Origin of the sequence: Rahnella sp. Larv3_ips (assembly GCF_003697865.1) — a bacterium.
Lineage (GTDB): Bacteria > Pseudomonadota > Gammaproteobacteria > Enterobacterales > Enterobacteriaceae > Rahnella > Rahnella rivi.
The window spans coordinates 1-12319 of record NZ_MJIB01000003.1 but is presented as its reverse complement, the minus strand read 5'-3'; the positions used below and the strand labels follow the sequence as shown (position 1 = coordinate 12319).

The window sequence follows — 12319 nt, the reverse complement described above, 5'->3', positions numbered from 1 at the left end:
GTCACGACGCTCAGGATTTTTTGCCTTCACATTGCCTTCAGCCACAGAGGAAGGATCACGACGGGAAGTCTCCTCGCGATTAACTTCTGCATGAAGCGGGGCGTCGTCATGAACAGCCTTTTCTTCACGAATGACTTTATCTTCACGAACTAGCACCTTACGGCAAAAATTGGCTACTCGGGTAAAAATGGTACACCTCGATAGTGACTGAAAAATGGCGTGACGCAAAAACAGCGGCTAATCATAGCTCACGACAGGCTCTTTGAGAATGCCGATGTGCTTTTAAGCGTTCTGACGCGGGATATGTGCTGGCGTCCAATGTGTTATCGCCCAGCGTAATAATAAAGGCAACGTATAATCCTGCCAGTTTTCCGGCAGCGTTTGCCCTAAAAAATTCAGTGCGTTAATGATTACCGGACGTGGATCGCCTTCCGGCAAGGCGGGCGCGTGATTCTGCTTCGAAAGCTTATCGCCTTTTTCATTGACCGCCAGTGGCAAATGCAGATAACCCGGTTGCGGGTAGCCGAGATGGCGATACATCGAGATCTGGCGCACCGTCGGTTCGATCAAATCTGCTCCGCGTACAATGTGATTCACGCCCTGAAAATGGTCATCGACCACCACCGCAAGATTATAGGCGAACAGCCCGTCGCGGCGGCGGATAATAAAATCTTCTTCGGCAAGCGCCGCATTTGCCTGCAAGTGCCCCTGAAAATCATCGTCAAAACCGTATACCGGCAAGGTCTGATGCAGGCGGATCGCGGCGTTCTCTGGGCCTGACCCGAGCGTGCGGCAATGGCCATCATACACGCCGCCGGTGTGCGCAATGCGCTGACGGGTGCAGGTGCAATAATAACTTTTCTGTTGCTGATACAGTGCGTCGAGTACCGCCCGGTAAGCGTCATGCCGCGCTGACTGCCAGAGCACCTCGCCATCCCATTCCAGACCGTAACGCTCAAGCGTCGCTAAAATCCGGCCAGCAGAGCCCGGGACTTCGCGCGGCGGATCGATATCGTCGATGCGAACTTTCCATTGTCCGTGCTGAGCGCGGGCATGCAGATAACTGCCGAGTGCGGCAATCAGCGAACCAAAATGGAGATCACCGGAAGGTGAAGGTGCGAAACGACCAATGTAGGGTTTCAAAGACATGGCAGGGTTTCAAAGAAATCAGCGTGGAGAACGGCTTTATAAAGGAAACGCGGTGCATGACGCACCGCGTGGAACCCTGAATTAACCAGCCATCTGCTTTTCGCGGATTTCTGCCAGAGTTTTACAGTCGATACACAAATCAGCAGTTGGACGTGCTTCAAGACGGCGGATACCGATCTCAACGCCACAGGAATCGCAGTAACCGAAATCCTCGTCTTCTACTTTCTTCAGTGTTTTTTCAATCTTTTTGATGAGCTTGCGTTCGCGATCACGGTTACGCAGTTCAAGGCTAAATTCTTCTTCCTGAGCGGCACGGTCAACCGGATCAGGGAAGTTTGCAGCTTCGTCCTGCATATGCGAAACGGTACGGTCTACTTCATCCCTGAGCTGATTGCGCCATGCTTCAAGAATCTTTTTGAAGTGAGCCAGCTGAGCGTCGTTCATGTACTCTTCGCCCGGCTTCTCTTGATACGGCTGCACCCCAGCGATAGCGAGAATGCTCAAGGACGACGTCTTACGGGTTTGGCCTTCTTGCATGATGCTTCTCCTACATAACACGCACTATGTTCATCCGCCTGTAGATTGCAGTTTTGCTGCAAAGAATCGGGCTTCGAACATTTCGATCCCCAAAGGGGGAAAAAATCAGGCCGCTATAAATAACAGAAGGCAACGAGGTTAGCAATTATTCCTGACAGGTGCTTGACAAGCCTGTGAGGAAAAGCGTATTCGCGACCTGTTTTTTATGCCGCCGACGACGATTAACAGGGTTATCCGAACTGGGTTTATCCGTTTAGTACTTCGTGTCCAGCGGTAATCGTTCTGTGAGGCGGATACCCTCAGCAGAAAGTGCAGCACCGTAGCACATCACTTCTACACCATTATTCTGAACATGTTTGAGTAAATCAGAATATCGCGGATCAATATGGTGTGCGGCGGACACGCTTTCAATGCCTGAATGTAAAACAGCGAAGAAAAGAACGGCTCGCTGCCCCTGCTCTGCCATCGACTGTAACTCGCGCAAATGCTTCTGACCGCGCAGTGTGACTGCATCCGGGAAATATCCCTGCCCTTGATGCAGCAACGTGACAGATTTCACTTCAATATAGCAGTCAGGTTGATTTTCTGCCTGTAACATCAAGTCTATACGGCTATTTTCGGCGCCGTATTTTACTTCTGAAGTCAATTTACTGTAACCGGATAATTCCGGAATACGGTCCTGGGTGATAGCTTCGCGCACCAGTTGATTGGCGCGCAGCGTGTTGACACAAATCCAGTGGTGTTGCTGAGTTTCGGTCAGTTCCCAGCTGTGGGCATACTTGCGTTTCGCGTTGTCAGAGGTGGAATACCAGACGGTATCGCCCGGCGTGGCGCAGCCGGTCATGGCGCCGGTATTGGCGCAGTGCAGCGTGATTTCGCGCCCGTCTGGCGTGATGACGTCAGCGAGAAAACGTTTGTAACGCGTGATCAGAGTGGCAGGTTGCAGCGCAGGCTCGAAGTGCATGACAGTTTCCAGTGAAATAAATTAAAGGGCAGGCGCATCAGCCAGCGGCCAGGTTTGCAGGCAGCGGTAACGCGTGCGCCCCCGCTCCCAGGTGGATTCATACAGGCTGAAGGCGTCGGCCTCCAGCAGCCAGTCGGGCGTCGCCGGGGGAATGGCGACCGGCCGCGTGGCGTTGCGATAAAGCGAAACGTGCGGATGAAACGGCAATGCACTTTGATAACAACCATTGCGCGCCGCATGGGAGCGCAGCACCGAGGCCAGTTGCAGCAGCGCGCTGGGTGCCCGTCGGGTGCCGACCCACACCACGCCGGAGCCCGGCCAGTGGCCGATATCATCAAGCCGCAGACTGAATTTATGCGCCTGAATGCGCCCGGCGATGCGGGTGAGTGCGTCGGCTTTCAGCTCACTGATTTCGCCGAGAAACGCCAGGGTGATATGCAGATTAGCGGCCGCAACGGGGCGTCCTGTCTCCGCCGGAAACTGCGCTGCGCGCCACTTTATCACCTGCTTTTGCAGTGCGGGCGGCAGTGACAAAGCGAAAAACAGACGGCGTTCGACAGACATATTCATTCCTGTGGCGGGCATTGCGGGTCATTCACGGCAACATGCCGGATGTGGGGCTAAATGCTACAATGCCCGCCGTTTAAAGTTAACTCTCATGGAGCATTCATTGTCTTCTTTGCCGGTCAGCGCCGTACTCGAACCGCTTTTAGCCGCACTGCAACAGGCGTCGCAGGTACTTTTGCTTGCGCCCACCGGTGCGGGGAAATCCACCTGGCTGCCGTTGCAGTTGCTGAAACAGGCGAATCTGCCGGGCAAAATCCTGTTGCTGGAACCGCGCCGTCTGGCGGCGAAAAACGTCGCTTTCCGTCTGGCGCAGCAACTGGGGGAAACGCCGGGGCAAACTGTCGGGTACCGTATGCGCGCCGAAAGTAAGACCAGCGCGGCGACCCGCCTTGAAGTGGTGACCGAAGGCATTCTGACCCGCATGGTGCAGGCTGATCCTGAACTGACCGGCGTGTCGATGGTGATCCTCGATGAGTTCCATGAGCGCAGTTTGCAGGCCGATCTGGCGCTGGCCCTGCTGCTTGATGTGCAAAATGCGCTGCGTGATGATTTAAAACTGCTGATCATGTCGGCCACGCTCGATAATCTTCGCCTCTCTTCTTTGCTGCCGGAAGCGCCGGTCATTGAATCCGCAGGCCGCAGTTTTCCGGTCGACCGTCAGTATCTTTCTCTCGCCACGCACGAACGGCTGGACGACGGTGTGGCACGCGCAGTCAGCCGCCTGATGGCGGAAAATCACGGTTCAATGCTGCTGTTTTTACCGGGCGTCGCTGAAATCACCCGCGTTCAAAATCTGCTTAACGGCAGGCTGGCAGATGATGTGGATCTCTGTCCGCTTTACGGCGCGTTGTCGCTGGATCAGCAGCAGAAAGCTATTCAGCCCTCACCGGCCGGACGCCGTAAAATCGTTCTGGCGACCAATATTGCTGAAACCAGTCTGACCATTGAAGGCATCCGTCTGGTGGTGGACAGCGGTCTGGAACGCAGCGCGCAGTTTGACCCGCGCAGCGGCCTGACGCGGCTGGTGACGCAGCGTATCAGCCAGGCGTCGATGACTCAGCGGGCGGGCCGCGCGGGCCGTCTCGAACCAGGTTTGTGCTGGCATCTGTTCAGTAAAGAGCAGGCGGAGCGCGCCAGTGCGCAGGCCCAAGCCGAAATTCTGCAAAGCGATCTCAGCAGCTTCTGGCTGGAGTTGTTGCAGTGGGGCTGTCAGGACGTCGGGCAATTGCAATGGCTGGATACGCCGCCCGTGGCCGCGCTGTCTGCCGCAAAACATCTTTTACACCAGCTTGGCGCGACCGACGGGCAGGGAAAACTCACTGCCGCAGGCCAGCGCATGGTGCAACTCGGCTGCGATCCGCGTCTGGCAGCCATGCTGATTTCTGCTGCGGCGCAGAGCCCGGACGCGCTCGCCACCGCGGCGTTGCTGGCCGCGATGCTCGAAGAACCGCCGCGCGGGGGATTGCCGGATATTGATTACTGGTTCAGCCGTGCGCAGGGAAACTGGCAGCGGCGGGCAAAACAGCTGGCGCAGCGTACCGGTGCGAAAAGCGGAGAGCCGGATGCCTCTCTGGCGCCGTGGCTGCTGGCCCGCGCCTTCAGCGACCGTATTGCCCAGCGTCGCGGTGAAGAGGGTCGCTATCTGCTGGCCAACGGATTAGGCGCGTCTTTGCCGCAGGACGACGGATTAACCCGCGCGCCGTGGCTGGTCGCGCCGCAATTATTGCAAGGCAACAACAGCCCGGACGCCCGTATTCTGCTGGCGATCTCGCTGGATATTACCCAACTGCCGTCGCGCCTGCCGGACGTCGTTAACGAGCAGACGGCGGTGGAGTGGGATGAAGAAAAAGGCACGCTGCGCGCCTGGCGTCGCTGGCAGATCGGCAGGCTGGTGCTCAAAGCCAGTCCGCTGGCGAAACCGGATGACGACGAACTGCAACAGGCGCTGATTGACTGGATCCGCACCCAGGGATTACAGGCACTCAACTGGTCGGTAGCGGCAGAGCAATTGCGGCTGCGGCTGATGTGTGCAGCAAAATGGCTGCCGGAAGCTCCGTGGCCCGCAATGGATGACGACGCCCTGCTCGACGGGCTGGAAAACTGGTTACTGCCCTCGTTAAAAGGCGTGCGTTCGTTAAAATCTCTGCAACAGGTCGATCTGCATGAGGCGTTGTTAAGACTGCCGGACTGGCAACAGCGGCAGCGTCTGGACAGCGCCTTACCGACTCATTACACCGTGCCGACTGGCAGTCGTCTGCCGATCCGCTATCATGCAGACCTGCCACCGGCGCTTTCGGTGCGGATGCAGGAGATGTTCGGCGAAGAGCGCAGCCCGAGCCTGGCGGAGGGAAGGGTGAATGTGGTGCTGGAATTGTTGTCCCCGGCACAGCGCCCGTTGCAAATCACCGCCGATCTGGCGGCGTTCTGGCAGGGCTCCTACCGTGAAGTGCAAAAAGAAATGAAAGGCCGGTATCCGAAACATCCGTGGCCGGACAATCCGGCACAAGCGCTGCCCACGCGGCGTACCAAAAAATATTCAGCGCAATGACGAAATGTGCAGAAAGGAAACAATTTTTCAGACATTTCTTCTGGGCGAAATCCAAAGTGGGGCACAGAGTAAGCGCCTTGCGGTCTGTTTTGCAGGCTTTTTACAGTATCCTTTTGAAATACAATGTTTTTTGAAATTAAAAATGACAATGACTCAGCAAAGCAGAATCATTATGACGAACACAGCAGCACGTTGGGAGAATGACTGATGTCTGGCGATGATCGCGAGCCGATTGGCCGCAAAGGTAAACCTGGTGGGCGCAAGCCTTCGCGGGAGCGTCCTGTCCGCCGTAACCGTCGGGATGACGATTACGATGACTATGAAGAAGAAGTGGATGAAGACGTTGAGGATGACGATGACTACGAAGAAGAGCGGGAGTCGCGCATGACCCGTAAAGCTGCACCGCGCAAAGCGAAAAAAGGCGGCAAAAAAAGCCTTAAGCGTCGTTTGTTCTGGCTGATGGTCAAACTGTTCGTCGTTTTTGCCATTCTGCTGGGCATTTACGCGGTGTACCTCAACCGTGAAATTCACAGCCGCATTGATGGCGGCAAAGTCTGGCAACTTCCGGCGGCGGTCTATGGCCGTCAGGTGAATCTCGAGCCGGACATGTCCATCAGTAAAGCGGAAATGGTCGGGCTGCTGGAAGGCACGCAATATCGCGAAGTGACGCGCATTACCCGTCCGGGCGAATTTACCGTTCACGCGAATTACATCGATATGCTGCGCCGGCCGTTTGATTTCCCGGAAGGCAAAGAAGGACAGGTTAACGCCCGTCTGATGTTCGACGGCAACAGCCTGTCAGAAATTAAAAACCTGGATAATCAGCGTGATTTCGGGCTGTTCCGCCTCGATCCGCGTTTGATCACCATGTTGCAGGCGTCCAACGCCAACGGTGAACAGCGCCTGTTCGTGCCGCGTTCCGGCTTCCCGGATTTGCTGGTGGATACGCTGCTGGCCACGGAAGACCGTCACTTTTATGAACACGACGGGATTAACTTCTATTCCATCGGGCGTGCGGTGCTGGCGAACCTGACGGCCGGTCATGCGGTGCAGGGCGGTTCAACGCTGACACAGCAGCTGGTGAAAAACCTGTTCCTGACCAACGAGCGTTCACTGAGCCGAAAAGCGCGTGAAGCCGTAATGGCCGTGCTGCTGGATGCGGATTACAGCAAAGACCGTATTCTCGAGCTGTATCTCAACGAAGTGTATCTCGGCCAGAGCGGGTCGGATCAGATCCGTGGTTTCCCACTGGCGAGCCTGTATTACTTTGGTCGTCCGGTGAACGAACTGAGTCTGGATCAGCAGGCGTTGCTGGTCGGCATGGTGAAAGGGGCGTCGCTGTACAACCCGTGGCGTAACCCGAACATGGCGTTGCAGCGCCGTAATCTGGTGCTGCGCTTGCTGGTCGATCAGAAAGTTATCGATCAGGAACTGTATGACATGCTCAGCGCGCGTCCGCTCGGCGTTCAGCCGAAGGGCGGGGTGATTTCACCTCAGCCGGCGTTTATGCAGATGGTGCGCCAGGAGTTGCAGGCGAAACTCGGCGATAAAGTGCAGGATATGTCCGGGGTGAAAATCTTCACCACGCTGGATCCGATTTCACAGGATGCGGCGGAAAAAGCGGTCGAAGAAGGCATTCCGTTACTGCGTAAGAAAAGCGGCCTGAATGACATCGAAACCGCCATGGTGATCGTTGACCGTTATACCGGCGAAGTGCGCGGTATGGTGGGCGGTGCGGAAACGCAGTTTGCCGGTTTCAACCGTGCCATGCAGGCACGCCGTCAGGTCGGTTCTCTGGCAAAACCGGCCACCTATCTGACCGCGCTGTCTCAGCCGGATAAATACCGCCTGAACACTATTCTGGCCGACCAGCCGCTGACCCTGAAACTGGCGAACGGCCAGACCTGGTCACCGAAAAACGATGACCATCAGTTCCGCGGTCAGGTTCTGCTGGTGGATGCACTGGCGCGTTCCATGAACGTACCGACGGTCAATCTGGGTATGGCGGTGGGCCTGGATAACATTACCAAGACGCTGATTGATTTAGGCATTCCGAAAGAATCCCTGAACCAGACTCCGTCGATGTTGCTGGGGGCAATCGCCCTGACGCCGATGGAAGTGGCTCAGGAATACCAGACCATTGCCAGCGGCGGTAATAAAGCGCCTCTGTCGGCGGTGCGTTCGGTGATTGCGGAAGACGGCACCGTGCTGTATCAGAGCTTCCCGCAGGCTGTCCGGGTGATCCCGGCGCAGGCCGCGTATCTGACGCTGTACGCCATGCAACAGGTTGTGCAGGAAGGGACATCGCGCGCGCTGGCGAACAAATTCCCGAAACTGCATCTGGCGGCGAAAACCGGGACCTCAAACGAACTGCGCGACAGCTGGTTCGCCGGTATCGATGGTAATCAGGTCGCCATCACCTGGGTTGGCCGTGATAACAACGGCCCGTCGAAACTGTGGGGCTCAACCGGTGCGCTGGTGCTTTACGGACGTTATCTGGAAAACGGCACACCACAGCCACTGAATCTGCAAATGCCGGAAGGCATCAGCACCATGAACATCGACGGCAGCGGTAACTTTGTTTGCGGCGGCGGTTCAGGTTCAGGCATGCTGAGCGGCGGCGGCGCGGTGCGCTCCATTCCGGTCTGGACCGATTCTCCGGATGCGATGTGTCAGGCGTCTGTGAGCGCTGTTCAGCAACAGCAACAACAGATGCAGCAACAGCAACAACAGCAACCTTCCTCTCAGGGGCAGCAGCCTCAACAGCAGCAGGATGAGAAGAAAGACAGTAATGGTGTCGCTGGCTGGATCAAGGATATGTTCGGGTCAGGTAACTGATAAACAGCGGATTCATTAAAGTGAAAAGGCGCAATGAGAGTTGCGCCTTTTTTATTTGTTATTCTTAACCCAAATTCACGCACGCAGATTTACATTCTCCGCAAGCTGGTTACATCCATTCCCGTTTAATTTATAGGCACTTTTACCCATATTTAACATGGGGATAATTTTTATTCATTCAGTCAATCTATGAGTTAAATAGGCTTGCAGATGCGCAAGCATTGCGCATATTATGCGATGTTCATAATAATAATTATCGTTTACATTCCCATTAATAAACATCCCAGAGATAACGCAATGGCTTTTCAGCGCTCCCTTTCTTCATCTAAAGACGTCTTTACACGTCGCACTTTGGCTTTGACTATCACGGCAACGTTGAGCTCCACGTCTTTCTATGCAGGCGCAGCCGTCACGGCGCCCGCCAAAGAAGATACGATCAACGTCACCAGTTCAGCCGCTGCCGAAGCCGCGCCGGAATCTGCGTGGGGCCCTGCGGCGACAATCGCAGCAAAACACAGTGCGACCGGCACCAAAACCGATACGCCGCTGGTGAAAACGCCGCAATCAGTTTCCGTCGTCACCCGTGAAGAAATGGACATGAAACAGCCTGCTTCGGTAAAAGAAGCGCTGGGCTACACGCCGGGCGTTTTCGCCAGCCGTGGCAGTTCTAACACCATCGACGCCGTGGCAATCCGTGGTTTCACCTCGGTGAACACCAATCAGTATCTCGACGGCATCAAACTTCAGGGTGACAACTATTCTGAAGTGTCGATGGATCCGTACATGCTGGAGCGCGTTGAACTGCTGCGCGGGCCGTCTTCCGTTCTTTACGGTAAAAGCAATCCGGGCGGCGTGGTCAGCATGGTCAGCAAGCGTCCGACCACTGAACCGCTGAAAGAAGTACAGTTCAAAATGGGTACGGATAATCTGTACCAGACCGGTTTTGATTTCAGCGATGCCATTGACGATGCAGGCGTGTATTCCTACCGTCTGACCGGCGTGGCGCGCAGTCAGGATACGCAGCAGGAGATGGCGAAAGAAAAACGCTATTCGATTGCGCCGTCTTTCTCATGGCGCCCTGATGATAAAACCGACTTCACCTTCCTGAGCAATTTCCAGAACGATCCGGATGCCGGTTATTACGGCTGGTTGCCACGTGAAGGCACCGTGGTGCCGTACTACGATGCCAACGGTAAAGCACATAAACTGCCGACAGATTTCAACGAAGGTGAAGCGGGTAACCGCATGTCACGCAACCAGAAAATGGTCGGTTACAGCTTCGCACATCAGTTTGATGATACCTGGACGGTTCGCCAGAACCTGCGCTACACCAAACTCGATACCCAATATAAATCAGTTTACGGCTTCGGCTACCTCGGTAACGGCAACATCACGCGCAGCTACGTTCAGTCCAAAGAGAAGCTGGCGAACTTTGATGTCGATACCCAGGCTCAGGCTAAATTCGGCACCGGCGCTGTCGATCACACCCTGCTGATGGGTGTCGATTACATGCGTATGCGTAATGATATTGATGCGGATTACGGCAGCGCAAGTAATCTGAATCTGGCGAATCCGCAATACGGTAACGGCAATGTCTCATTGTACTTCCCGTATGAGATCCTCAATCGTCAGGAGCAAACCGGCCTGTACATGCAGGATCAGGCGGAATGGAATAAGTGGATCCTGACTGTTGGCGGCCGTTACGATTTCGCCAAAAGCTCAACCTTTACGCGCACCACCAACAGCGCTTCGCAGATCAACGATCAGCAGTTTACCTGGCGTGGTGGTCTGAACTACCTGTTCGACAACGGTATTTCTCCGTACTTCAGCTACAGCGAATCCTTTGAACCGAACGCAGGCGCCACCAAACAAGGCCAGCCGTTCGATCCTTCAATAGGTAAACAGTACGAAGCGGGTGTGAAATACATCCCGAACGATCGTCCGATCAGCCTGACGGCAGCGGTGTATCAGCTGACCAAAGATAAAAACCTGACTGCCAACCCGTCTGACGCTAACTTCAGCGTTCAGTCTGGTGAAATCCGTTCCCGCGGTCTGGAACTGGAAGCCAAAGCCGCGGTTAACGCCAACATTAACCTCACGGCGTCTTATACCTATACCGATGCAAAATACACCCACGACACCAATTTCGAAGGCAAGCGTCCTGTTGAAGTGCCGGCAAATATGGCGTCTCTGTGGGCGGATTACACCTTCCACGAAACCGCGCTCAGCGGCCTGACAGTCGGTTCGGGTGTGCGTTACGTCGGTGCCAGCTCCAGTTTCTACACTGCAAACGGTGTGAATGCAGACAAAGCGAATGAAGCCTTTAATGTGTCTTCCTACACGCTGGTGGATGCCACCATCAAATACGATCTCGCGCGCTTTGGCCTGCCGGGCTCTTCCGTTGGCGTGAACGTCAATAACCTGCTGGATCGTGAATACGTCGCCAGTTGCTATCGCGATTACGCCTGTTACTGGGGTTCAGATCGCCAGGTTGTCGCCACCGCGACATTCAGATTTTAATCGTTAGTTTGCATTAACGCTGTGAAATCCGGGCACGCTGGTCGTGCCCGTTTCCTGTTCTTAACCAGATGTCGACGCAGAAAATCTTATGCTTAATCACAACGTACCTCCGTCTTCCTCGCTGCCAGAAAGCGTATTCCGCCTGCAGGATGTCAGTTTTTCTGTCACGGGACGCACACTGCTGGCTCCGCTGTCACTGACGTTCCCCCAGGGACAAGTGTGTGGCCTGATTGGTCACAACGGCTCGGGTAAGTCGACGTTGTTAAAAATGCTGGGGCGGCATCAGTCTGCGACATCCGGCACGATTTTCCTCAATGACACGCCGCTGGCTCAGTGGGACAGCAAAGCCTTTGCGCGTCAGGTGGCGTATCTGCCACAACAACTTCCCGCCGCAGAAGGCATGACCGTGCAGGAGTTGGTGGCGATTGGCCGCTATCCGTGGCACGGCGCGCTGGGGCGTTTCAAACATCAGGACAAAGAAAAAGTCGAAGAAGCGATCTCTCTGGTGGGCCTGAAACCTTTCGCGCACCGTCTGGTGGACAGCCTCTCCGGCGGCGAGCGTCAGCGCGCCTGGCTGGCGATGATGGTGGCGCAGGACAGCCGCTGTCTGCTGCTTGATGAGCCGACTTCCGCACTTGATATCGCCCATCAGAAAGACGTACTGGCGCTGATCCAGCGTCTGAGCCGTGAAAAAGGCTTAACCGTGATTGCGGTTCTGCACGATCTGAACATGGCGGCGCGCTATTGCGACCAGCTGATGGCGCTGCGTGGCGGCGAGATGATCGCTCAGGGCGCACCGGAAGAGATGATGCGCGGCGACGTCCTTGAACAAATTTATGGTATTCCGATGGGCATTCTTCCGCATCCGGCGGGCGGTGCGCCTGTGAGCTTCGTATACTGATATGTCTGATTTTCCTCATTTTCCAGGAATAACGCGTCGCCAGGTTTTACAGGCGCTGGCGTTATCTCCGCTGCTGGCTTCTATGCCGACGTTTTCCGCATCAACACCCGATCTCAGCCGAATTATCGCGCTGGAATGGCTGCCTGCCGAGTTGCTGATTGCGCTCGGTGTCATGCCGATGGCGATTGCTGATATTCCCAATTACGAACTCTGGGTCGAAGAGCCAAAGCTGGCGCCGACGGTCATTGACGTGGGGCAGCGCACTGAACCCAATATGGAGTTTATCCAGCAACTT

General features: G+C 55.5%; 9 protein-coding genes. 5 read left to right on the top strand and 4 right to left on the bottom strand.

Features of this window, described 5'->3' with window-relative positions; translation table 11 throughout:
• Positions 1–282 precede the first annotated feature (282 nt).
• From gluQRS to thpR, 4 genes are all read right to left on the bottom strand, one after another.
• A complete protein-coding gene (gluQRS, locus tag ED901_RS00110; RefSeq protein ID WP_122094115.1) occupies positions 283–1149 on the bottom strand; it encodes a tRNA glutamyl-Q(34) synthetase GluQRS in 867 nt (288 codons plus the stop codon).
• 81 nt (positions 1150–1230) lie between these two features.
• Positions 1231–1686 carry an RNA polymerase-binding protein DksA gene (dksA, locus tag ED901_RS00105; protein ID WP_013576943.1) on the bottom strand — a complete coding sequence of 152 codons (456 nt, stop codon included), beginning with the start codon at positions 1684–1686 and terminating at the stop codon, positions 1231–1233.
• Between the two features lie 253 nt (positions 1687–1939).
• A complete protein-coding gene (gene sfsA, locus ED901_RS00100) occupies positions 1940–2650 on the bottom strand; it encodes a DNA/RNA nuclease SfsA (protein ID WP_056774757.1) in 711 nt (236 codons plus the stop codon).
• Positions 2651–2671: 21 nt separating this feature from the next.
• Complete coding sequence (gene thpR / locus ED901_RS00095; protein WP_122094113.1) at positions 2672–3214, bottom strand: RNA 2',3'-cyclic phosphodiesterase; 543 nt, start codon at positions 3212–3214, stop codon at positions 2672–2674.
• A gap of 106 nt (positions 3215–3320) precedes the next feature.
• On the opposite strand from thpR, the gene hrpB reads away from it, so the two are divergent.
• The 5 genes from hrpB to ED901_RS00065 all read left to right on the top strand — a co-directional run.
• The gene (gene hrpB, locus ED901_RS00090) at positions 3321–5765 is read left to right on the top strand and encodes an ATP-dependent helicase HrpB (RefSeq protein WP_122094112.1); all 2445 of its coding nucleotides are present in this window, start codon (positions 3321–3323) and stop codon (positions 5763–5765) included.
• A gap of 207 nt (positions 5766–5972) precedes the next feature.
• Positions 5973–8603: a bifunctional glycosyl transferase/transpeptidase gene (gene mrcB, locus ED901_RS00080; protein ID WP_122094108.1), complete on the top strand. Its 2631-nt coding sequence runs from the start codon at positions 5973–5975 to the stop codon at positions 8601–8603.
• A 297-nt stretch (positions 8604–8900) separates the two neighbouring features.
• Positions 8901–11123, top strand: coding sequence for a ferrichrome porin FhuA (gene fhuA / locus ED901_RS00075; protein WP_122094106.1), 2223 nt, complete (start codon positions 8901–8903; stop codon positions 11121–11123).
• 88 nt (positions 11124–11211) lie between these two features.
• Positions 11212–12024: a Fe3+-hydroxamate ABC transporter ATP-binding protein FhuC gene (gene fhuC / locus ED901_RS00070; protein WP_056774777.1), complete on the top strand. Its 813-nt coding sequence runs from the start codon at positions 11212–11214 to the stop codon at positions 12022–12024.
• A 1-nt stretch (position 12025) separates the two neighbouring features.
• On the top strand, positions 12026–12319 hold a 294-nt coding region (locus ED901_RS00065; protein WP_371414270.1), incomplete at its 3' end, for an ABC transporter substrate-binding protein.

Bases quoted from the DNA above. Each gene is read 5' to 3' on its own strand.
- gluQRS (WP_122094115.1), bottom strand. From the start codon at position 1,149: ATGTCTTTGAAACCCTACATTGGTCGTTTCGCACCTTCACCTTCCGGT.
- dksA (WP_013576943.1), bottom strand. From the start codon at position 1,686: ATGCAAGAAGGCCAAACCCGTAAGACGTCGTCCTTGAGCATTCTCGCT.
- sfsA (WP_056774757.1), bottom strand. From the start codon at position 2,650: ATGCACTTCGAGCCTGCGCTGCAACCTGCCACTCTGATCACGCGTTAC.
- thpR (WP_122094113.1), bottom strand. From the start codon at position 3,214: ATGTCTGTCGAACGCCGTCTGTTTTTCGCTTTGTCACTGCCGCCCGCA.
- mrcB (WP_122094108.1), top strand. From the start codon at position 5,973: ATGTCTGGCGATGATCGCGAGCCGATTGGCCGCAAAGGTAAACCTGGT.
- fhuA (WP_122094106.1), top strand. From the start codon at position 8,901: ATGGCTTTTCAGCGCTCCCTTTCTTCATCTAAAGACGTCTTTACACGT.
- fhuC (WP_056774777.1), top strand. From the start codon at position 11,212: ATGCTTAATCACAACGTACCTCCGTCTTCCTCGCTGCCAGAAAGCGTA.